The following is a 21,371-nucleotide window of genomic DNA, read 5'->3' on the forward strand; positions in this document are numbered from 1 at the left end:
GGCATCTTCGCTGTCGTTGTCGTTGTCGTTGTCGTTGTCGTTGTGCGTCGCGGCGGCTTCCCCGAACGCGACACCAGCCCCGCCTCGCGCGGCACTCCGTTCGTCGCGGGTGTCGATGATCGCCCGCGCCTGCTGCGTGAGCCGGTCGTGGATGCCCTCCGCGATCACCGTCGAGAGGGTCGCGATCACGTCGCTCATCCCGTCCCGCCCCGGCACGATCCGCACGCATCGCCCAGCAGCGGCCTCCTCGTGGCGTTCCGCGAACGAGCGGGGATGCATACGATGCGCGAGGATCTCGAGCTCGCCTCGCACCCGGTTCGGGGTGTCCCGTTCGCACCGGCTGATCGCGATCTGTTCGAACTCCGCCCACATCTCCGCGGGAAGGCTCGTCCCGGTCTCAAGGATCGCGATCGCGTGTCCACGCACGATCCGACCCTGCTCCCACGCCTCGACCGTTGCGGGGAACCCTTCGATCAACGTCCGCGCCTCACCGATCCGGCGTTGCACGGTCCGATCGGTGACGCGCATCACTCCGCCGACNNCCGCTGCGCGGTCTGCACCTCCGCCAAACGCCCCGCCGCGGCCAGCACGCGGAGCTCGTCGATCTGCGCGGCGGCAATCCGCCGAGCCACCGAGTCGACGTCCGCGACGATGCCCGCCAGAGTGGCGAGATAGTCCTCGCCACCGGGGGTTTCCGCCGCATCCGTCATACCTGCACTCTGCCACGGACCACCGACATCGATTCCTGACGGAACCACTCCCGCCAGGACGGATCCTCTCCCGGGTGGCGAGAATCCTCGCCTCCGTCGACGCCCCGTCTTCAGGCCGCCTGCGCCGGGACGCTCGACGCGACAAAGCCTGAGGGCCCTGCCCGGGAGGCAGGGCCCTCAGCATTCACGGCTGGGGCGGAACCGGCGGGGTCGGGCGCGTCGGGGCTGCCGGCTGCGTCGGGGCCGCCGGCTGCGTCTGCTGCCGGAGGGTGCGCGTGGCCTCCTCCGCCTGAGCAGCGACGGACGGTGCGCCCTTCGCGTGCTGCGCGATCTTCGGAGCCTCCTCCTCGCCCTTCGTCAGGATGGCTTCCCATCGCTGCTGCATCGGCTTGATGAGTCCGCCGCCGGCGCCGACGATGATGACGCCCGCGATGATGGCCAGGACGGCGATCAGAATGGGGGTCGTGACCGAGGTGGCCACGTCGATCTGGTTCAGCGCGGCGGTGACGCCGAGGAAGATGATGAACACGGCGGCGATGTTCGCGAGGACCTTGCCGTAGGAGAGCCCGCTCAGGGTGTTCTGAATGAGCCCCTTCACGGCGGCGGCGATGGCCGACGCGATCACGATGATGATGATCGCAACGATGATCTTCGGCAGGAAGGCGATGATGCCCTCCAGCAGGTCGCTGACGGGGTTCGGGCCGAAGACGCCGAAGGCGAACTGCAGGACGAACAGAACCAGGGCGTAGTACACGATCTTCGCGACGATGTCGGAGGCGTCGAGCTTGGATTTGGCGAGGGCCCTCTTGATACCGCCGCGCTCCACGAGACGGTCGAACCCGACCTTCTCGAGCAGCTTCTCGAGGGCCTTACTGATCAGCTTGGCGACGATGAGTCCGACGATGAGGATGAGGAGGAACAGGAGAACCTGTGGGACGAATGTCACCACGGCCGCGAGCCCGTTCTCCAGTGCGTTGCCGATGTTCATGATGTGACCTTTCACGATCGTCATCGGCATCTGCGGCTGCCGGTGACCGAGCGAGCGCCCTCAGTGCGCACACTCTCAGGGGTGTGGTGCGGCGAAGTCCGCTGCTGACGCACAAGTGTGCTGCCACGGGTCGGGCGTGCCGCAGGGATTGCCCGCGGGTTCCTCGCGGTGGTATCCGACGCGCTGCGCGTGCGACGACGCGACTCAGCAGGGTGGCGGGACAGGACGCCCGAAGCGCGGACCACGCAAGCCTGGGCATCCGCGGTGCAGCCGGGTGGATCCTCGCCCCATGAGCACCGAGAATCGCGATCGCGACGACGCGAACCCTTCCGCCCGCGGCGCCACGGCCCCGGCTGCGTCAGAGGCGTCCGGACCCGAACGCACGCTTCATCACGACGTCCTCCAGCGCGAGAAGGCGGAGTTCGGCGGCTTCAAGTTCGGGTCGGCGTTCTTCGGCTGGCTCACCGCCACGGGCACGGCCGTGCTGCTCACCGCTCTCGTCGCCGCGACCGGGACCTGGGTCGGTGCGACTACCGGCACCGCCCCCGAGGAGGCCGCCGAAACCGCCACCCAGAATGCGGGAACCGCCAGCATCCTGGGTGCTGTCCTCCTCGGCATCGTCCTGCTCGTCTCATACTTCGCGGGCGGGTACGTCGCCGGTCGGATGGCCCGCTTCAGCGGGGCGAAGCAGGGGATCGCTGTCTAGATCTGGGCCATCGCCATCGCCGTCATCGTCGCCGTCGTCACGGCCGTGGCAGGCAGCCAGTGGGACGTCCTGGGCAATCTCGACAGCTTCCCGCGGATCCCCGTCGACCCCGAGGCCGTGACCGCGACGGGCATCCTGACAGCCATCGGTGCCGCAGTGATCACGCTGATCGGCGCGATCCTCGGGGGCCTCGCCGGCATGCGTTACCACCGCAAGATCGATCGAGTCGGCCTCGGTCGCTGAGGCGATGGCGGCGGGCTGACATCGGCTCCCTCGCCGCCGCCCCTTGACGCCCGGCATCCGCTGCCCTAACGTACAACCAAATGGTTGCACAAACGGAGCTCAGCGATGATCGGATCGACCGCGTCTTCCACGCGCTCGCGACCGCGACGCGGCGCGACATCCTGCGCCGCACTCTCGAGCGCGAGCAGTCCATCTCCGCACTCGCCGCCGATTACGACATGTCGTTCGCGGCGGTCCAGAAGCACATCGCCGTGCTCGAGGCGGCCGAGCTGGTCGTCAAGCGCGCGGAGGGGCGCGAGCGACTCGTCCGCGCGGACCCCGCGATGATCGCCCGTGCCCGCGCGCTGCTCGCGCAGTACGAAGACCTCTGGCGCGCACGCATCGACCGCCTCGATGCGCTGCTGGCCGAACCCGAACCCGAGAACTGACCGACCGTCCACCGAAGGAGTGAGACATGCCCGTCACCGACGTCACCACCGACACCGAGAACCTCACGATGACGCTCATCGCCGACGTCGACGCCCCCGTCGATCGGCTGTGGCGCGCGTTCACCCAGCCGCGTCAGCTCGAGCGGTTCTGGGGCCCTCCCGGTTGGCCGGCGACCTTCACCGACTTCGACTTCACGGTCGGCGGTCACGCCCGGTACGCGATGACGAGCCCGCAGGGCGAGAAATCCCGTGGCACGTGGGAGTTCCTCGCCATCGACGAGGGCCGCAGCTTCGAGGTGCTCGACGCGTTCGCCGACGAAGACGGACAGCCGATCCCCGAGTTCCCGTCGATGCGCATGGTCTTCTCGTTCACCGAGACCGCCGGCGGTTCGCGCCTCTCGAACGTCACGTACTTCACCTCCGCCGAGGCGCTCGAACAGGTCGTCGCGATGGGTGCGGTCGAAGGTTCCCGCATGGCGATGGACCAGCTCGACACGGTGCTCCACGGCCTGCGCGAGTGGTTCCAGGGCAAGGGCACGAACGTCGAACTGCTCGACGACACCCACGTGCGCATCACGCGCCTCGTCGAGGGTCCCCGCGATCTCGTGTGGCGTGCCCACCACGATCCGGAGCTCCTGAAGAAGTGGATGCTGGGCCCCGACGGGTGGTCGATGGTCGAATGCGTCGTCGGCGACACTTACCGGTACGTGTGGGAGGAGGGCGGAAACCCCGAGAGCCGCTTCGGCTTCGAGGGCGCGACCCTCCTCGACGACGAACCCCGCCGTTCGGTCAGCACCGAGAAGATGATCGGCATGGACGGCCCGTCGACCACGAACGACCTGCAGTTCTACGAGGAGGACCGCGCGACCCTGCTGACGCTCCTCATCGAGTACCCCGACCGCGAGACGCGCGACATGATCCTCGCGACCGGCATGGCCGACGGCATGGAGACCTCTTACGCCCGCCTCGAGCGGGAGGTGCTGCAGGCGGCCTGACCGGGTGCGCAACGGCGGAGATCCTCGCCGACACGCCGCCCGGCACGCCGCCGGCGCCCGCGTGTCGCGAGGATCTCCACCGTTCGGCACGCACGCGCACGCCGACGCACGCGCACGCCGCGGCACGCGCGCGGCGGCGCGAGGTCAGGCTCAGGCGCGGGCGAGGGCGTCCTCGAGCGCGACCCACGCGAGCATCGCGCACTTCACGCGCGCCGAGAACTTCGAGACCCCCGAGAGCGCCGCCGCGTCCGCGAAGGTCTCCTCGGCGAGCGGGATCGCACCGCGTGAGCGCAGCGCCTCGCGGAAGCCGTCGATCAGCTTCACGGCATCCTCCCGCGGGAGTCCGTCGTCGCCGCCGTCCTCCTCGATCAGCGCCGCGAGCATCGAAGCGGACGCCTGCGAGATCGAGCAGCCCGACCCCTCCCACGACAGGTCGGTGATGCGCTCGCCTGCGTCGTCGACGCGGACGCGCAGCGTGATGTCGTCGCCGCACATCGGGTTGTGCTGGTGCGAGCTCGCCGTCCGCCCCTCCTCGGGCGACAGACCGCGCCCGTGCGGGTGCTTCGAGTGATCCAGGATGAGCTCCTGGTACAGCGAGTCGAGACCGTTCATGCGTCCACTCCGAAGTAGGAACGGATGCCGCTCACGGCATCCACCAGCGCATCGACGTCGTCGTCGGTGTTGTACAGCGAGGCCGACGCCCGGACGGACGCCGTCACCCCGAACCGCTTGTGCAGCGGCGCGGCGCAGTGGTGCCCGACGCGCACGGCGATCCCCTGCGCGTCGAGGTACTGACCGGCGTCGTGCGCGTGCACGCCGTCGACGGTGAAACTCCACAGCCCGACCCGCTCGGCGCCCTCGGCGTCTCCGAGCAGGCGGACGCCGGGGATGTCGACGAGCCCCTCGCGCATCCGCGCCGCGAGGCGCACCTCGTGCGCGTGCACGGCGGCCATGCCCGCATCCTCGAGGTACGACACCGCGGCGGCGAGTCCGATCGCGGGACCGATGGGCTGGGTCCCCGCCTCGAACCGCTGCGGCGGCGGCAGGTACCCCGCCTCGTCCAGCGTCACGGTCGTGATCATCGACCCGCCGGTGAGGAACGGGGGCAGCGCCTCGAGCACGTCGCTGCGGCCGTAGAGACCGCCGACGCCGTAGGGGCCGAGCATCTTGTGCCCGCTGAAGACCGCGAGGTCCACCCCGAGCGCGGGCAGGTCGAGCCGCATGTGCGGAGCGGACTGACACGCGTCGAGCACCGTCAGCGCGCCGACCTCCCGGGCGAGCGCGACGAGCTCGGCGACGGGGTTCACGATCCCGAGCACGTTCGACACGTGTGAGAACGCCACGATCCGGGTGCGCTCGCCGATGATCTGCGCCGCGGCATCCAGGTTGAGACGGCCGTCGTCGTGCGCGGGGATGTGGCGCAGCACGGCGCCGGTGCGCGCGGCGAGCTCCTGCCACGGGATGAGGTTCGCGTGGTGCTCCGCCTCGGTCGCGACGATCTCGTCGCCGGGCTGCAGCGCGAACCGAGCGGATGCCGGTGCCCCCCGCCCGAGCGTCGCGTTGCCGATCGCGTACGCCACGAGGTTCAGTCCCATCGTCGCGCCGCTCGTCCACACGAGCTGCTCGTCGCGGGCGCCGACGAAGCGCGCGACCGTGGCCCGGGCATCCTCGAACAGGTCCGTCGCCTCGGCGGCGAGGGTGTGGGCGCCTCGGTGCACGGCCGCGTTGCTGCGGGTGAGGAAGTCGTACTCGGCCTGCAGCACCTGACGGGGCTTCTGGCTCGTCGCGCCGGAGTCGAGGTAGACCAGCGGGTGGCCGTTCACCTCCTGCTGCAGGATCGGGAAGTCTTCGCGCAGCCGGGCAGCGTCGAGCGTCGCGGTCTCGGACAGGGCGGGAGAAGTCACCCTTCTAGGCTACGCCGGTGCGGGGTTCCGGGGCCGGTCGCCCGGGCTCAGAGCTCGGACCACGGGCGGTACGTGATGGAGACCACCGTCTCGTCGGCGGGGTCGGTGTTGACCCACAGCGAGTAAGCGTCCACCTCCGGCCCGTCGGCGCGATCGATCGCGAAGAAGAAACGCGGGTCGCCGCCCTCCCCCTCGATCTCGCGGTCGGGTCCGAGGGAGCGGACGTCGTCGGCGGTGAGACCGATCGCGAGGTCGAACTCGGGCGTGACGGCGACGTCGCCCACCGCGTTCGCCGTGACCGAGACGTACGAGGGGACGAAGTACTCGTCGCGCGGCTTGCCGTCCTCCGTGACGATCATGTCGCGGAACATGAACCCCTCCCAGACGTACGACGAGTAGTCGGGGAAGTGCGTGCCGTCGCCCTCGTAGACCGACTCCGACGGCTCGAAGCCGAACGCGTCCGTGAGCGCCGCGACGGCCGCTTCCGCGTCGTCGCGCCACCCGTAGGCGTAGAGCTCGGACCCGTCGTCCGCGACGATGGTGAAGCCGCCCGCCCCCAGCACGACCTCGCTCGCCATCGGGTCCTCGGTCTGCGTCTCCGAGGGCGCGGGCGTGGTCGCGGCCGGGGACGGAGTGGATGCCTCGGGCGTCGGCGATCCTGCTCCCGGCGCGGCGGAGGGGACCGGCGCCCGGTTCAGCAGGAGCACGATCGCGAAGACGGCCGCGATGGCGAGCACGCCCGCGAACGTCAGGAGCGGGACGAGGGCGCGGGGACGCCGGGACTCTGCCATGGGCACATCATGGCAGTGCAGTGTCCTTTTCCATCAGTTTTCGGAATGCTCTACCAAACCGTAATGACGCTGCTCGACGCGGCCGCCGCGGTCGTCGCCGGGGAGGGGTCGCGAACGCCGTCCGTAGACGATCTCGGACGAGTCGAGCAGCCACGGCACGAGCGTCACCGTGACGCCGTGCACCATCATCAGCTGCTGCGCGATGCGGCGGGCCCGGCGGTTGTGGAGGGGTGTCTCCCACCAGTGCCCGACGATGTACTGCGGCAGGTAGACGGTCACGACCGAGGGTCCGTGCTTCTCGCGGTACTTCTCGATGAAGCCGATGAGCGGCCCGGCGTAGTGGCGGTAGGGCGAGTCGACGACGACGAGGGGCACCGGCATCCGGTGGTACTCCCAATCGGCTTTCAGCTCGGCGATGTCGTCGGTCGTGACGGCCACGTGGACGGCGAGCGTCTTCTCGTGCTTGGCGGCGAGGGCGTAGTCGATCGCCTTGGCGACGGGCTTCTGCAGCTTGCCCACGAGGATGATGGCGAGGTCGCCCGACGAGCCGAACTTCACGGAGTCGTCCATCTCGATCTCGTGCTCGACGTCGCGGTAGTAGCGGTTGACGCCGATCATGAGGAACGCGAGCACCGGCATCGCCAGGAAGACGAGCCATGCGCCGTGGGTGAACTTCGTGATCGTCACGATCGCGAGCACGGCCACGGTGAACGCCGCCCCGATCGAGTTGATCACGAGTCCCGCCGTCGCCTCGCGTCGCGCCGCGGCGGGCCGGGTCTTGAGCAGCCGCAGCTCGCGCCGCCAGTGGCGCACCATGCCGATCTGTCCGAGCGAGAACGACACGAACACACCGATGATGTAGAGCTGGATGAGGGTGGTCAGGTTGGCCTGGAAGACCACGAGGATCGCGATCGCCGCGCCGCCGAGGATCAGCATCCCGTTCGAGAAGACGAGGCGGTCGCCGCGGGAGTTCAGCGCCTTCGGCGCGTAGCTGTCGCGCGCGAGCACCGATCCGAGCAGCGGGAACCCGTTGAAGGCGGTGTTGGCCGCCAGCAGCAGGACGCACGCGGTCGCGGCCTGGATGACGAAGAAGAAGATCGAGTCGCCGCCGAACGTGGCCGCGGCCACCTGGGCCATGAGGCTCGGCTGGGGTCCCGCCTCGCAGTCGAACCCGATCAGCTTGCAGGGGTTCTCTGCGTAGTGCACTCCCGCGATGAGGGCGAGGGCGGTGAGCCCGGCGAACAGCGCGATGGCGATGCCGCCCATGAGGACGAGGGTCGTCTGCGCGTTCTTGATCTTCGGCGTGCGGAAGGCGGGGACGCCGTTGCTGACCGCCTCGACGCCGGTGAGGGCGGAGCATCCGCTCGAGAAGGCGCGCAGCAGGAGCAGGATGAAGGCGACCTGCGACAGGCTCTCGGCCTCGACGGTGAAGTCGGCGCTCGAGGCGACGGGGGCATCCCCCATCGCCCACCGGAACAGACCCGTCACGATCATGAGCGCGACCGACCCGATGAAGACGTACGTCGGGATCGCGAACGCCTGCGACGCCTCGCGCACGCCGCGCAGGTTGACGATGACCAGCAGGATGACGAAGCCCACCGCCAGTTCGACTCGCCAGGGGTCGAGGGCCGGCAGCGCCGAGATGATGTTGTCGACGCCGGAGGAGACCGACACGGCGACGGTCAGCACGTAGTCGACGAGCAGAGCGGATGCCACGACGACACCGGCCTTCTCGCCGAGGTTCGTGCGGGCCACCTCGTAGTCGCCGCCGCCGGAGGGGTAGGCCTTGATGAGCTGGCGGTAGCTGAGGACCACGACGACCAGCAGCACCACGACGGCCGCCGCCACCGGCGGCGCGAAGGCCATGAACGCCGTGCCGCCGAGCAGCAGGATCATGAGCAGTTCCTGCGGCGCGTAGGCCACCGACGAGAGCGCGTCGGAGGCGAAGATCGGCAGCGCCCGCTTCTTGGGCAGGAGCTGTCCGTCGAGCTTCTCGGTGTCGAGGGGTTCGCCGATCAGCATGCGCTTCACGGCGGGGGAGGGGGCCGCGTTCGGATCGCGGCTGTCACTGGTCACGGCGGGCGACATTACGCCTCCCGCGAACGCAGTGCAACGCGAAGCGGATGCCGCCCTATCCCTAGACTCCAGGCATGACCGGACAGCTCTTCCCCGCGGTCGTCGCGGTCCTGTTCGGTGCCGTTGTAGGCCTGCTGCTGTTCGTGCCCCTCGTGGCCGTCAGCTACCGGCGCCGCGGGCGCCTGACCCTCGGCAGGCTGGCCTTCTGGGCGGCATCCCTCGTCTACTTCATGGCGCTGTGGACGTACACCCTGCTGCCGCTGCCGACCTCGGACGATTACCGCTGCGCGGGCGCGGTGCTCAGCCTCGCGCCGAGCGTCGACGATGTCGTCGGCGCCTTCGCGGACGGCGCGGCCCTCACCGACGTCCGCCTGCTGCAGGTCGTCTTCAACGTGCTGCTGTTCGTGCCGCTCGGGTTCCTGCTGCGCGTCGCCCTGCGCCGCGGCCTCGTCGTCGCCCTCGTCGCCGGGCTCGCGGTCTCGCTGCTCATCGAGCTGACCCAGCTGACCGGCGTCTGGGGCATCTTCCCCTGCGGCTACCGTCTCTTCGACGTGGGGGACCTGACGACCAACACGATGGGTTCGCTCGTCGGCTCGCTGATCGGCCTCATCGTCCCGACGCGGCTGCGGGGACTCGAGAAGACAGCGGATGCCGGGGCGCCCCGCCCCGTCACGCGGGGGCGCCGGCTGCTCGCCGTGCTCTGCGACCTGCTCGGCGCCTCGATCGTCGGCGGCGCGGCCGGCACCGTCGTCCAGCTCTTCCTGCAGTTCGCGCTCCGGCGGGAGGACCTGGTCGCCGACGCCGTCCTCGGCGATCTCGCCGCCGGATGGGTCCCGATCCTGCTGTGGCTCATCGTGGTCCTCGTGACCGGCCGCACGGTCGGCGACCTCGCCGTCGAGCTGCGTTACGACGGCGGACGGCTTCCCGGATGGGCGGCCCGCCTGCTGCGGTTCGCGGCCGGCATCGGCGGATACCTGCTGCTCGGGCAGCTCCTCGGCGACACGAGCCTTCTCGTCGGCCTCTTCGCGCTCGTGTCGTTCGTGCTGCTGTTCACGACGCGCGCCGGACGCGGCCTGCCGGGGCTCGCGACGGGCCGCGACCTCGTCGACGCGCGGTCAGAGTCCGCCCGCGCCGACGGTCACTGACCGCGGGCGCGGAACGTGTACGTGATCGTCGCGACCTTCTGCGCGGACTCGTCCGACTCGACGAAGGCGCTGAACACGCGCTTGCCGTTGTTGTAGAACGTGCCGCGGCCCTCGCCGTAGGTCAGGCGGAGGCGCCCGTTCGTGAGGGCGAACTCGTCGAACGGCCCCTTGCTGCGGGCCTGGTCGATGGTGTCGCCCACCGCGACGCCGAACTCGTTCGTGACCTGCACGTCGGCCGGCAGACCGGCACCGACGGTGACCCAGGTCGGTGCGGGCACCTCGCTGCGCGAGCGTCCGCCGTCACCGAGGAAGACGTCGTAGAGGCGGAAGCCGGGCCACACGTAGATGTCGTACGCCCAGTTCTCGGCGTCGCCGTTGACGAAGTCCTCCTCCGGCGCCGTGCCGAACGCTTCGGTGAGCGCGGCGATCGCGGGGGCCGCGTCATCCGCCCATCGGTGCGTGAACTCGCCGTCCTCGGACGTGATCGTGAAGCCCGATCCGTTCAGCGCGATCGTCGAAGCCGCCGCCGGCGGCTCGGGCGTGGGCGTCTCGGACGGCTGCGGCTGCTCCTGCGGCGTCGAGGGCGCGGGCTGCGGCGCGGCCGGTGAACTCGCCGCGGGCGGTGCCGCCGTCGTCGGCTCGGTCGCTCGCAGCAGGTAGGCGCTGACCACGACGATCACGGCCACGAGCAGCACACCGGCGATGGCGCCGAGGATCATCGGGACCCGGTTCGGGTTCTCGGGGCGCTCCGGCTCGCGGTGCTCCTGCGGGTCGAGGGGGGCGAAAGGCAGCCAGTCGTCGTTGCTCACGAGAGGAACTCCCGCGCGGCGACGGTCAGGGCGTCGACGCCGCGCTCGATGGTCGGGTGCAGCACGGGGGCGAAGAAGGGGGAGTGGTTCGTCGGGATGTCGCGCGAGATCGTTCCGGCAGCGGCGGCATCCGCGTACTGCTGCGGGTCGACACCGCCCCAGAACCAGTAGACGAGCGGGGCGCCGGACTCGCGGGCGAACCACGAGACGTCCTCGCTGCCGGTGAACATGCCTGGGTCGACGACCGTGCCCTCGCCGAACGCGCGGTCGAGCGCGGCGGTCAGACGCGCGGTCGCGTCGGCGTCGTTGATCGTCGGCGGCAGGGAGTGCAGGGTCGAGATCGTGGGTTCCTGCTCGGCACCGGATGCCGCCGCCTCGGCGCGGACGACGCGTTCGACGCGCGCGAGGATGTCGGCGCGCGCCTCGTCGTTCGGGTAGCGCAGGCTGAGCTCGAGGGTCGCCTCAGCGGGGATGATGTTGTTCTTCAGGCCCGCGTGGATCGAGCCGACGGTGACGACCGCCATCTCGCGCGGGTCGACCTCGCGCGAGACGACCGTCTGCAGGCGCATGACGGTGGCCGCCGCCATGACGACGGGGTCGATCGTGGCGTGCGGGCGCGAGCCGTGTCCGCCGCGGCCGTGCAGGGTGACGGTGATGCCGTCGGATGCCGCCATCTGCGTGCCCGGACGCACACCGATCGTCCCCGCCGGGAGCGGAGTCAGGTGCTGACCGAGGACGATGTCGGGCTTCGGGTACCGGTCGAAGACGCCGTCGGCGATCATCGCCTGCGCGCCGGCGCCGTACTCCTCGGCGGGCTGGAAGACGGCGACGACGGTGCCCGACCATTCGCCGCGGGTCGCCTGCAGCTTCTCGAGTGCACCCAGCAGCGCGGTCACGTGCATGTCGTGTCCGCACGCGTGCATGACGGGCACGTCCTGCCCCGCCGGGTCGACGCCGCGGGCGGTGCTGGCGTAGGGGAGTCCGGTCTGCTCGGCGACGGGGAGGCCGTCCATGTCGGCGCGCAGCCAGACGACGGGGCCGTCGCCGCTGCGGACGACCGTGACGACACCCGTGCGGCCGACGCCCTCCTCGTACTCGAGGCCGAGCGCCGCGAGCTCGCGCGTGATGACGCCGGCCGTCCGGGTCTCCTGGAACGAGAGTTCCGGATGCCGGTGCAGATCGGTGTAGATCGCTTCGAGATCGAGGGGCATACCTTCGAGCCTACGGCGCGGGAGACCCCGATTTCTCAGCAAGTCCTCCATGCGGGGCGCTCGTCGAGGTGCGTTCGACGAGCCGGAACGAGAGCTCCCCCAGTTCGGTGCGTCCGTCCACGGCCGCCAGGACCGCGTCCGCTGCCCGTTCGCCCTGCTCGTGCGGGAACTGCGCGATCGTCGTGAGGCCGAAGAAGTCGCTCATCTCGTGACCGTCGACGCCGATCACCGAGAGGTCCCGCGGGACGTCTCGGCCCTCGTCCCGCGCCGCGAAGAGCGCACCGAACGCCAGTTCGTCGGATGCCGCGAAGATCGCCGTCGGCGGTTCCGCCTCCCGCAGCAGGGCGCGAGCGGCGCGGTAGCCGCCGTCGATCGTGAAGTCGGTGGCGACGAAGCGCGCGTCGCGGATGCCGGCATCCGCCATCGCCGCATCGAACCCGTGGCGGCGCTGGGACGGGATGTCCAGGCCCGGGTCTCCCGGGTACCCGGCGCCGAGGTGCGCGATCCGGCGGTGCCCGAGCGCCAGCAGGTGTTCGGTCGCGAGGCGCGCGACGGCGACGTCGTCGATCCGCAGCGCGGGCAGCCGGCGGTTCGTGGAGCCGAGCCCCACGACCGGCAGGTCCAGGGCCAGCAGACGGTCGACCTCGTCGTCGGCGAGCGTGAGCGACAGCACGATCAGTCCGTCCACGCGCCCGCGGCGCAACGACACGTCGAGCATCCCGTCGCGCTGCGCGCGGTCCGTGCTCATGCTGTACAGCGTCATGTCGTACCCGCGCGGGGTGAGCCGGCTGGCGATCCCGTCGAGGACGTTCGCGAAGAACCAGCGGTCCAGCAACGGCACCACGACGCCGATGTTCGCCGCGCGGCCCGTCGCGAGAGCGGATGCCGCGGCCGAGACGACGTAGCCGAGGTCGGCGGCGGCGGCGCGCACGCGGGCGCGGGTCGCATCCGAGATGCGCCCGCGCCCGCTGAGTGCGCGGGAGACGGTCGCCGCCGACACGCCGGCGGCGCGGGCGACGTCGTCGATCCCGGTCACGTCAGTCCGCGGCGATCCACACGGTGGTGTCGGCGGGCAGTTCGCGACCGAGGAACGCGTCGCTCTCGACGAGCAGCGTGCCCTTCGGCAGGGCGACCGGCGTCGACCCGACGTTCGCGACGACGGTGACGTCGCCGTTACGGAACGCGATGACGTCGTCGCCGTAGCCGTCGAGCCACTCGAGCGCGCCCGAGCCGAGGTCGTGCGCGCGACGGGTGGCGAGCAGCGTGCGGTACAGCCACAGCGTCGACTCGGGCTGGTCCTCCTGCACGTCGCGGGCGAGCGCGTTCCACTCGGCCGGCTGCGGCAGCCAGCTCTCGCCGGTCGGGCTGAACCCGAAGGCGCCGTCGTCCGCGGTCCAGGGCAGCGGGACGCGGCATCCGTCACGGCCGTAGCGCTCGCCGTCGGTGCGGAACCAGGTCGGGTCCTGACGGACGTCGTCGGGCAGCTCCATCGCCTCGGGGAGGCCGAGCTCCTCGCCCTGGTAGAGATAGGCCGAGCCCGGCAGGGCGAGCATCAGCGCGGTCGCCGCACGGGCGCGACGGAGGCCCGCCGCGGGGTCGGGCTTGCCGGGGGTCGCCGGTCCGACGCCGTGCCCCTGCGGGTGACCCGGCATCGCGAGGCGGGTCGCGTGGCGGATGACGTCGTGGTTCGAGAGGACCCAGGTGGCCGGCGCGCCGACGGCGGGGAAGGCCCGCAGCGACTCGCTGATGACCTCGCGCAGCTGCGCGGCATCCCACTCGCTCATCGCGTACGGGAAGTTGAACGCCTGGTGCATCTCGTCCGAGCGCACCCACTTCGCGGTCTCGTCGACCGTCGGCAGCCACGCCTCGGCGCACAGCGCGCGGTCGCCCTCGTACTCGTCGAGCACGCGGTGCCATTCGCGCCACACCTCGTGCACACCGTCCTGACCCCAGTAGGGGACCGGCTCGGCGCCGCCCATCGAGTCGGCCTCGGCCGGGGGCGTGTAGTCGGGCAGGTCGTCGGCCTTGATCAGACCGTGCGCCACGTCGACGCGGAAGCCGTCGACGCCGCGATCGAGCCAGAAGCGCAGCGTCGTCTCGAACTCGGCGCGCACCTCGGGGTTGTTCCAGTCGAAGTCGGGCTGCGACGAGTCGAACAGGTGCAGGTACCACTGGCCTTCGGGGATCCGGGTCCAGGCCGGCCCGCCGAAGACGGACTCCCAGTTGTTGGGGGGCAGTTCGCCGTTCTCGCCGGTGCCGTCCCGGAACATGTAGCGCGCGCGCTCGGGGCTGCCGGGCGCAGCGGCGAGAGCCTGCTGGAACCAGACGTGCTTGTCGGACGAGTGGTTGGGGACGAGGTCGATGATGACGCGGATGCCGCGGGCGTGCGCCGCCTCGAGCATGTCGTCGAAGTCGCCGAGGGTGCCGAAGAGCGGGTCGACGTCACGGTAGTCGGCGACGTCGTAGCCGGCATCCTTCTGCGGAGAGGTGAAGAACGGGCTCAGCCAGACCGCGTCGACGCCGAGCGAAGCGAGGTCGTCGAGGTGCGCGGTGATGCCGGGCAGATCGCCGATGCCGTCGCCCGAGGCGTCCGCGAACGAGCGGGGGTAGATCTGGTAGATCACGGCGGTGCGCCACCACTCGGCGCCGGGGCGGCTCTCGCCGATCGGGGCCAGCGTCGAGGTGACGGTCGAGACGGGGGTCGAAGTCATGCGCGTCAGCATAGCGCAAGCGCTTGCGCACCCGGCATCCGCTCTCGTCAGGCGAGGCGAGTACCCTCGACCCAGTGAATCCCGACGCCCTCGCCCGAGCCGAATCGCTCATCGCGACGATCCCCGACTTCCCCGAACCCGGCATCCTCTTCCGTGACATCTCGCCGCTGTTGGCGGATGCCGCGGCCCTCCGCACGATCGCGATGGCCATGGCCGAGCCGTACGTCGGCTCGTTCGACGTCGTCGCCGGCGTCGAGGCGCGCGGGTTCCTGCTCGCCGGGGCGATCGCGGTCGCGTCGGGCACCGGCCTCGCACCGATCCGCAAGGCGGGCAAACTGCCGCGTCCGGCGGGATCGGTCAGCTACGACCTCGAGTACGGCAGCGCGACGATCGAGATGACCGACGACCTCGCCGCCGGCGCCCGCGTCCTGCTCGTCGACGACGTGCTCGCCACCGGGGGGACGCTGCGTGCGGGCCAGCAGCTGCTCGAGCAGCTCGGCTACACGCTCGCGGGCACCTCGGTGCTGATGGAGCTCACCGCCCTGCAGGGCCGTACCGTCTGCGGCGACGTGCACAGCGTCTTCACCGTCTGAGCGGAGCGCTCAGGTCCGGATCACCACGTTCTCGGGCTCCTCGCCCGCCAGCAGGTGGCTGATCTGCCGGCGCAGCAGACGCACCACCCGCGGGTGCATCGCGTCGGTCGCGCCCCCGACGTGCGGGGCGATGACGACGCCGTCGAGCGTCCAGAGCGGGTGGTCGGCGGGGAGCGGTTCGGGGTCGGTGACGTCGAGGGCCGCACGGATGCCGCGAGTGCGCACGTGGCTGACGAGGGCGTCTGTGTCGATCAGGGATCCGCGGCCCACGTTCACCACCAGCGCACCCTCGGGCAGCGCCGAGAGGAACGCGTCGTCGACGACGTGCCGGGTCTTCTCGCCGCCGGGGAGCGTGACGACGACGATGTCCACGCCGGGCAGCAGCTCGGGCAGCTCGTCGACGGCGTGGACGTGCACCCCGTCCTCGTCGCGTGCGGTCGAGGCGACCGCGACGAGGTCCACCTCGAACGGGGCGAGTCGGGCGGCGACGGCCTTGCCGACCCCGCCGTAGCCGAGCACCATCACGCGGCGGTCGGCGAGGCCCGTCGCCTGGAACGGGCGCCACTCGCGGGCGTCCTGCGCACGGACGAAGCGGTCGATGCCGCGCTGCGCCGTGAGGGTCAGTGCGACGGCGAGCTCCGCTGTGGATGCCTCGTGCACCGTCGTCGCGTTGGCGAACACCACGCCGGCGGGCAGACGCTGCTCGATGCCCTCGTAGCCGATCGACTGACCCTGCACGAGCCCGACCTCGACACCCTCGAGCCACGGCAGCGGGCTCCCCGCGGCCATGTACGGCGGCACGACGATGTCGATGCGCGGGCGGGGGGAGGCGGCATCCATCTTCCACACGAACACGTCCGCGCCGTCGATGTCGGCGAGATCCTGGGCGAGACGTTCGGTGGGCACGCTGACGCTGATCGAAGCCATGCCCCGAGGCTACCGCCGGGCGCGCGACGCCGGATCTCCACCGCATTCCGGCGGGGTAACGATACTGTCGCCCCGACAGCCCGCCCGCCCTCGTTCCGACCCGGAGGTCGCCGTGATCCCTGAGATCAATTACTGGACCGTCATCCTCGCGACCCTCTCGACGATGATCGTCGGGTCGATCTGGTACGCCCCCAAGGTCTTCGGCACGCGATGGGCCCGACTGGCCGGTGTCGACATGGACCGCCCGCCCGCCACGGCCACCGTCGCCATCGTCGTGACGGTGTTCGTGAGTTTCGCGTCGGCGTGGGTCCTCGCGGGGGCGACGAGCATCGCCTGGCACTTCTACGAGGGGTCGTACCTGTGGGCGGCGATCGTGACCGGCATCCTGCTGTGGGCGGGGTTCACGGCATCCCGGTTCATCACGCATGACGCCTTCGAGGGGCGGCCGTCCTCGCTCACGGTGATGAACATCGGGCACGAGCTCGTCACGGTCCTCGTCATGGCCGTGATCATCGGCGTCTGGCCCCCGGCGGGGACCGTCTGACGACTCAGGCGGCGGAGTGCACGACCGCGGAGACCGCCGCGGTGAAGAAGCGCAGACCGTCGACGCCCGACCGCATCGCGGCGGGGGTGTCGGGACCGAAGCCCGGCTCGATCGCGTGCTCGGGGTGGGGCATGAGTCCCACGACGTTGCCGCGCTCGTTCGTCAGGCCCGCGATGTCGTCGATCGACCCGTTCGGGTTGACGCCGGCGTAGCGGAACGCGACGAGGTTCTCGCCCTGGATCCGCTTGAGCGTCTCGTCGGAGGCGATGTAGCCGCCGTCGGCGTTCTTGAGCGGGATGACGATCTCCTGCCCGCGGCGGAACTCGTTCGTCCACGCGGTGTCGGCGTTCTCGACGACGAGCCGCTGGTCGCGGCGGATGAACTGCTGGTGGGCGTTGCGGATCAGTCCGCCCGGCAGCAGGTGCGCCTCGACGAGCATCTGGAAGCCGTTGCAGATGCCGAGGACGGGCATGCCCTTCGCCGCGGCATCCTTCACCTCGGACATGATCGGCGCGAGCGCGGCGATCGCGCCGGCGCGCAGGTAGTCGCCGTAGCTGAACCCGCCCGGCAGGACGAGGGCGTCGACGCCGTCGAGATCGTGCGAGCCGTGCCAGAGGGCGACGGGCTCGGCGCCGGCGAGACGCACGGCGCGGCGCGCGTCGCCGTCGTCGAGCGAGCCGGGGAAGGTGATGACCCCGACGCGGACGGTCACTCGACGACCTCGATGCCCACGACGTCCTCGATGACCGAGTTCGACAGGATCTCGTCGGCGATGGTCTTGACGGCGGCGAGGGTCTGCTCGTCGGCGCTGTCGACCGTGAGTTCGAACCTCTTGCCGATGCGGACGTCGCCGAATCCGGCGTGACCGAGGCGCTGCAGGGCGCCGGCGACGGCCTTCCCCTGCGGGTCGAGGAGCTCGGCCTTGGGCATGACGTCGACGACGATGGTGGGCATCAGAAAGCTCCGGGATGTCGCGGGCAGGGTGCGCGACCAGTCTAGAGCCCGCGCCGCGCCGCCGTTGCGCTCCACCACGGCCGTCCGTGATCAAACCGTGACTCCCGTCGTGGGAGCGCTCCCTTGACAGCCGTGGGAGCGATCCCATAACGTCTCTCACAACCCGATGAGAGCGCTCCCAAAGACGGAGTACGGCACCTGGCTCTCGTCCACACCACAAAGGAGTGTCCTGTGAACTCACGCGTTCTGCGACGCGTCGGAATCATCGCCGGCGCGGCCGCATCGTCCGCTCTCGTCCTGGCCGGCTGCTCGGCCGGCGGTACCGGCGGCACCGGCAGCGGCGGTGGCGGCGACGACGTCACCCTCACCATCACGACCTTCGGCACCTTCGGCTACGAGGACCTCTACAAGGAGTACGAAGAGGCCAACCCGGGCGTGAAGATCGAAGCCACCAACATCGACACCGGCGGCAACGCCCGCACCGACCTCTTCACCAAGATCGGCGCCGGCGGGCTCTCCGACATCGTGGCGATCGAGGAGGGCTGGCTCGGCGCGATCATGGAGGAGGGCGTCGTCGAGAACTTCGCCGACCTGCGCGACTACGGCATCGAGGACCGCAAGGCCGACTGGGTCGATTGGAAGTACGAGACCGCCACGGCACCCGACGGTCGTGTCATCGGCTACGGCACCGACATCGGCCCGAGCGGCATCTGCTACAACGCCCCGGCGTTCGAGGCGGCCGGCCTGCCGACCGACCGCGAGAGCGTCGCCGAGCTGCTCGACGGCGACTGGGAGAACTACTTCGAGATCGGCCAGAAGTACACCGACGACACCGGCAAGGGGTGGTACGACCACTCCGGCTTCGTCTGGAACGCCATGGTCAACCAGCTCGATGAGGGTTACTACACCGCCGACGGGACGCTCAACGTCGAAGGCAACGCCGAGCTCAAGCGGCGCTTCGAGCTCCTCGGCGCCGCCACCGAGGGTGGCCAGTCCGCCGCGCAGGCGGCGTGGGACTGGAACGGCAACAAGTCGTTCGTCGACGGGACGTTCGCGACCTTCGTCTGCCCGGGATGGATGCTGGGCATCGTCAAGGAGCGCGTCGAGAGCGCGGGCGGGGACGCCTCCACCGGGTGGGACTTCGCGGATGTCTTCCCCGGCGGCGCAGCCAACTGGGGCGGCGCGTGGCTGTCGGTCTCCGAGACCTCGGAGCACAAGGAAGCCGCGGCGAAGCTCGCCGACTGGCTGACGCAGCCCGAGCAGCAGGTCAAGCAGTCGGCGGCTGCGGGCAACTTCCCGTCGACCATCGAGGCACAGGAGAGCCTCGCGAGCGACGCGACGCCCAACGAGTTCTTCAATGACGCCCCGACCGGCGCGATCCTCGCCGAGCGCGCGAAGGGTGTCGTCGCCCAGTACAAGGGACCGGACGACTCGGTGATCCAGGAGAACGTCTTCGGGCCCGCGCTGAGCGCGCTGGACCGGGGCGAGGTCGACACCGCCGGCGCGTGGGACAAGGCCCTCGCGGAGCTGGCTAAGCAGGTCGAGTCCGACTAGGACCTCCCGCACGGGTCACCGGCATCGCCGGTGACCCGTGCACCATCCCGGCGCACACGAGAGGACACCATGACCACCACCGCTTCGCCGCCGCCTCGCGTGCGCCCGGAGGCCCCGACCGACGGCGCAGCTCGACCGCCGCGCCTCAGCGCACGCCAGCGCCTTTCGCGATTCGCGTACCGCGGTTCGCCGTACGCCTACATCGCCCCGTTCTTCCTCCTGTTCGCCCTCGTCGGTCTCTTCCCGCTGCTGTACACGGTCAACGTCTCGTTGTTCGACTGGGATCTGCTGAGCGGTCAGGACGAGTTCGTCGGTGCGGGCAACTTCGTGAGCGTGCTCCAGGACGACTCGTTCTGGAAGTCCATCGGCAACACCCTGAGCATCTTCCTGCTCTCGGCGATCCCGCAGCTCTCCGTGGCGCTCCTGGTGGCCTACCTCCTGGACCGCGGCCTGCGTGCACCGACCTTCTGGCGGATGAGCGTCCTCATCCCCTTCGTGGTCACCCCCGTCGCCACCGCGCTGATCTTCTCCAGCGCCTTCAACGAGGCCGACGGCCTCGTCAACAACGTGCTGAACCTCGTCGGCATCCCCGACCAGGAGTGGAAGCACGACACGTTCCTCAGCCACATCGCGATCGCCACGATGGTCAACTTCCGGTGGACGGGATACAACGCCCTCATCCTCCTCGCGGCCATGCAGGCGGTGCCGCGCGACCTCTACGAGTCGGCGGCCATCGACGGTGCAGGCCCTGCGCGCCGGTTCTTCTCGATCACGATCCCCTCGATCCGACCCACGCTCATCTTCGTCATCATCACCGCGACGATCGGCGGTCTGCAGATCTTCGCGGAGCCCCGGCTGTTCGACGTGTCGACGGCCGGCGGCACCGGCGGCAGCGACCGGCAGTTCCAGACGACGGTCCTCTACCTCTGGGAGCTGGCGTTCTTCCGCCGCGACCTCGGCGAAGGCTCGGCCGTCGCCATCCTCCTGTTCGTCCTCATCGTCGGGATCGGCCTCATCAACTTCCTCGTCTCGCGCGGCATCGCCGGCGGCGCGGAGCGTGCCGACCGCAAGGCGCGCCGCGCGCGTCGTTCCGACTCCACGAAAGGCACCCGATGACCACCGCGATCCCGGCACCGCTGCCCGTCCAGCAGGTCGACGTCGTCGAGCCCGAGCGTCCGCGCCGTGGCGGCCGTCGACGTCCCCGCGAGAGCGGGCCGGCCGGCATCGGCAGCCGCCCCGGCTTCCTGACCTACGGACTGCTGACCGCGTTCGTCATCGGCAGCGTCTACCCGATGTGGTGGTCGTTCGTCGTCGGCAGCGGCACCAACGCCACGCGGGCGGAGACGCTTCCGCTCATTCCGGGCGGCAACTTCCTGGCGAACGCCATGAAGGTCCTCGACGCCATCCCATTCTGGGTCGCCCTGGGTAACTCGGTCCTCATCTCGTCGATCATCACGGTCTCGGTCGTGTCGTTCTCCACCCTCGCGGGCTACGCGTTCGCGAAGCTGCGGTTCAAGGGCCGCGACGGCCTCATGGTCTTCGTCGTCGCGACGATGGCGATCCCCACGCAGCTCGGCATCATCCCGCTGTTCATGCTCATGCGCGAGCTGGGGTGGACCGGCAGCATCGGGGCCGTCATCATCCCGACCCTCGTCACCGCGTTCGGTGTCTTCTTCATGCGGCAGTACCTCGTGGACGTCATCCCCGACGAGCTCATCGAGGCCGCCCGCGTCGACGGTGCAGGGCAGTTCCGCACCTTCCTCACGGTGGGGGTGCCGGCGGCGCGACCGGCCATGGCGATCCTCGGCCTGTTCACGTTCATGACGGCATGGACCGACTTCCTGTGGCCCCTGCTGGTGCTCAAACCGCAGAGCCCCACGCTGCAGACGGCGCTCAGCCAGCTGCAGTCGGGCTACTACGTCGACTACTCGATCGTCCTGACGGGCGCGATCCTGGCGACGCTCCCGCTCCTGGTGCTCTTCGTGGTCGCCGGCAAGCAGCTCATCAGCGGCATCATGGCCGGCGCGGTCAAGGGCTGACGGTCATCCGGTGAACGTCCTCGCGCAGGAGTACTCTGCCCCC

Annotated in this window: 22 protein-coding genes and 1 pseudogene; 10 read left to right on the forward strand and 13 right to left on the reverse strand. The window is 70.3% G+C overall.

Translation table 11 applies throughout. The features are described from left to right. Nucleotides 1-90: 90 nt before the first annotated feature. Both AYL44_RS11665 and AYL44_RS11670 read right to left on the reverse strand, forming a co-directional pair. Nucleotides 91-710: pseudogene (locus AYL44_RS11665) on the reverse strand (DUF222 domain-containing protein); the annotation flags it as partial. 184 nt (nt 711-894) lie between these two features. Continuing rightward, a complete protein-coding gene (locus AYL44_RS11670; protein WP_157532666.1) occupies nt 895-1,698 on the reverse strand; it encodes a mechanosensitive ion channel family protein in 804 nt (267 codons plus the stop codon). A 289-nt stretch (nt 1,699-1,987) separates the two neighbouring features. Here AYL44_RS11670 and AYL44_RS14600 point away from each other — a divergent pair, with 289 nt between their 5' ends. From AYL44_RS14600 to AYL44_RS11685, 4 genes are all read left to right on the forward strand, one after another. Continuing rightward, nucleotides 1,988-2,404 (forward strand): hypothetical protein, encoded by a 417-nt coding sequence (locus AYL44_RS14600; protein WP_064003477.1) that lies wholly within the window; start codon nt 1,988-1,990, stop codon nt 2,402-2,404. A gap of 45 nt (nt 2,405-2,449) precedes the next feature. Then, a complete protein-coding gene (locus AYL44_RS14605) occupies nt 2,450-2,647 on the forward strand; it encodes a hypothetical protein (protein WP_157532668.1) in 198 nt (65 codons plus the stop codon). 80 nt (nt 2,648-2,727) lie between these two features. Then, nucleotides 2,728-3,075, forward strand: a complete 348-nt coding sequence (locus AYL44_RS11680) for an ArsR/SmtB family transcription factor (RefSeq protein WP_064003478.1) — start codon at nt 2,728-2,730, stop codon at nt 3,073-3,075. Nucleotides 3,076-3,101: 26 nt separating this feature from the next. After that, nucleotides 3,102-4,070, forward strand: a complete 969-nt coding sequence (locus AYL44_RS11685; RefSeq protein ID WP_064003479.1) for an SRPBCC family protein — start codon at nt 3,102-3,104, stop codon at nt 4,068-4,070. Between the two features lie 150 nt (nt 4,071-4,220). Here the strand turns inward: AYL44_RS11685 and sufU are convergent, their stop codons facing one another. From sufU to AYL44_RS11705, 4 genes are read right to left on the reverse strand one after another with little or no spacing between them, the layout of a single operon-like run. Next, a complete protein-coding gene (sufU, locus tag AYL44_RS11690; protein WP_064003480.1) occupies nt 4,221-4,682 on the reverse strand; it encodes a Fe-S cluster assembly sulfur transfer protein SufU in 462 nt (153 codons plus the stop codon). Then, nucleotides 4,679-5,974, reverse strand: coding sequence for an aminotransferase class V-fold PLP-dependent enzyme (locus tag AYL44_RS11695; RefSeq protein ID WP_082886199.1), 1,296 nt, complete (start codon nt 5,972-5,974; stop codon nt 4,679-4,681). The genes sufU and AYL44_RS11695 overlap by 4 nt, the downstream gene beginning before the upstream one ends. A gap of 47 nt (nt 5,975-6,021) precedes the next feature. Then, nucleotides 6,022-6,765, reverse strand: coding sequence for a hypothetical protein (locus tag AYL44_RS11700; protein WP_064003481.1), 744 nt, complete (start codon nt 6,763-6,765; stop codon nt 6,022-6,024). Between the two features lie 33 nt (nt 6,766-6,798). Then, nucleotides 6,799-8,853 (reverse strand): APC family permease, encoded by a 2,055-nt coding sequence (locus AYL44_RS11705; protein ID WP_064003482.1) that lies wholly within the window; start codon nt 8,851-8,853, stop codon nt 6,799-6,801. A 62-nt stretch (nt 8,854-8,915) separates the two neighbouring features. Between AYL44_RS11705 and AYL44_RS11710 the strand changes: the two genes are divergently transcribed. Next, on the forward strand, nt 8,916-9,986 hold the full coding sequence (locus tag AYL44_RS11710) for a VanZ family protein (protein ID WP_064003483.1): 1,071 nt from the start codon (nt 8,916-8,918) through the stop codon (nt 9,984-9,986). Here the strand turns inward: AYL44_RS11710 and AYL44_RS11715 are convergent. The 4 genes from AYL44_RS11715 to AYL44_RS11730 are packed head-to-tail and all read right to left on the reverse strand — an operon-like array spanning nt 9,980 to nt 14,717. Then, nucleotides 9,980-10,795, reverse strand: a complete 816-nt coding sequence (locus tag AYL44_RS11715) for a hypothetical protein (RefSeq protein ID WP_064003484.1) — start codon at nt 10,793-10,795, stop codon at nt 9,980-9,982. The genes AYL44_RS11710 and AYL44_RS11715 overlap by 7 nt on opposite strands. Next, nucleotides 10,792-12,006 carry an amidohydrolase gene (locus AYL44_RS11720; protein ID WP_064003485.1) on the reverse strand — a complete coding sequence of 405 codons (1,215 nt, stop codon included), beginning with the start codon at nt 12,004-12,006 and terminating at the stop codon, nt 10,792-10,794. Before AYL44_RS11720 ends, AYL44_RS11715 begins: the two co-directional genes overlap by 4 nt. 10 nt (nt 12,007-12,016) lie before the next feature. After that, nucleotides 12,017-13,042 carry a LacI family DNA-binding transcriptional regulator gene (locus AYL44_RS11725; RefSeq protein WP_064003486.1) on the reverse strand — a complete coding sequence of 342 codons (1,026 nt, stop codon included), beginning with the start codon at nt 13,040-13,042 and terminating at the stop codon, nt 12,017-12,019. A 1-nt stretch (nt 13,043) separates the two neighbouring features. Further along, nucleotides 13,044-14,717 carry a glycoside hydrolase family 13 protein gene (locus AYL44_RS11730; RefSeq protein WP_064003938.1) on the reverse strand — a complete coding sequence of 558 codons (1,674 nt, stop codon included), beginning with the start codon at nt 14,715-14,717 and terminating at the stop codon, nt 13,044-13,046. A gap of 74 nt (nt 14,718-14,791) precedes the next feature. Here AYL44_RS11730 and AYL44_RS11735 point away from each other — a divergent pair, with 74 nt between their 5' ends. Beyond that, on the forward strand, nt 14,792-15,310 hold the full coding sequence (locus tag AYL44_RS11735; protein ID WP_064003487.1) for an adenine phosphoribosyltransferase: 519 nt from the start codon (nt 14,792-14,794) through the stop codon (nt 15,308-15,310). Nucleotides 15,311-15,319: 9 nt separating this feature from the next. On the opposite strand, the gene AYL44_RS11740 is transcribed toward AYL44_RS11735, so the two are convergent. After that, nucleotides 15,320-16,237: a 2-hydroxyacid dehydrogenase gene (locus AYL44_RS11740; protein WP_064003488.1), complete on the reverse strand. Its 918-nt coding sequence runs from the start codon at nt 16,235-16,237 to the stop codon at nt 15,320-15,322. 112 nt (nt 16,238-16,349) lie between these two features. Between AYL44_RS11740 and AYL44_RS11745 the strand changes: the two genes are divergently transcribed. Further along, nucleotides 16,350-16,781: a DUF1761 domain-containing protein gene (locus AYL44_RS11745; RefSeq protein ID WP_064003489.1), complete on the forward strand. Its 432-nt coding sequence runs from the start codon at nt 16,350-16,352 to the stop codon at nt 16,779-16,781. Nucleotides 16,782-16,785: 4 nt separating this feature from the next. Here the strand turns inward: AYL44_RS11745 and purQ are convergent, their stop codons facing one another. Together purQ and purS are read right to left on the reverse strand one after the other, a co-directional pair. Then, nucleotides 16,786-17,493 carry a phosphoribosylformylglycinamidine synthase subunit PurQ gene (purQ, locus tag AYL44_RS11750; RefSeq protein WP_064003490.1) on the reverse strand — a complete coding sequence of 236 codons (708 nt, stop codon included), beginning with the start codon at nt 17,491-17,493 and terminating at the stop codon, nt 16,786-16,788. Further along, nucleotides 17,490-17,735, reverse strand: a complete 246-nt coding sequence (purS, locus tag AYL44_RS11755) for a phosphoribosylformylglycinamidine synthase subunit PurS (protein WP_064003491.1) — start codon at nt 17,733-17,735, stop codon at nt 17,490-17,492. The genes purQ and purS overlap by 4 nt, the downstream gene beginning before the upstream one ends. A 231-nt stretch (nt 17,736-17,966) precedes the next feature. Here purS and AYL44_RS11760 point away from each other — a divergent pair, with 231 nt between their 5' ends. The 3 genes from AYL44_RS11760 to AYL44_RS11770 all read left to right on the forward strand — a co-directional run bounded on the left by AYL44_RS11760 (nt 17,967) and on the right by AYL44_RS11770 (nt 21,328). After that, complete coding sequence (locus AYL44_RS11760; RefSeq protein ID WP_064003492.1) at nt 17,967-19,289, forward strand: ABC transporter substrate-binding protein; 1,323 nt, start codon at nt 17,967-17,969, stop codon at nt 19,287-19,289. Between the two features lie 69 nt (nt 19,290-19,358). Then, on the forward strand, nt 19,359-20,405 hold the full coding sequence (locus AYL44_RS11765) for a carbohydrate ABC transporter permease (protein WP_064003493.1): 1,047 nt from the start codon (nt 19,359-19,361) through the stop codon (nt 20,403-20,405). Continuing rightward, the gene (locus AYL44_RS11770) at nt 20,402-21,328 is read left to right on the forward strand and encodes a carbohydrate ABC transporter permease (protein ID WP_064003494.1); all 927 of its coding nucleotides are present in this window, start codon (nt 20,402-20,404) and stop codon (nt 21,326-21,328) included. Before AYL44_RS11765 ends, AYL44_RS11770 begins: the two co-directional genes overlap by 4 nt. Nucleotides 21,329-21,371: the final 43 nt, after the last annotated feature.

This window comes from Microbacterium oleivorans, assembly GCF_001644225.1.
Lineage (GTDB): Bacteria > Actinomycetota > Actinomycetes > Actinomycetales > Microbacteriaceae > Microbacterium > Microbacterium gawkjiense.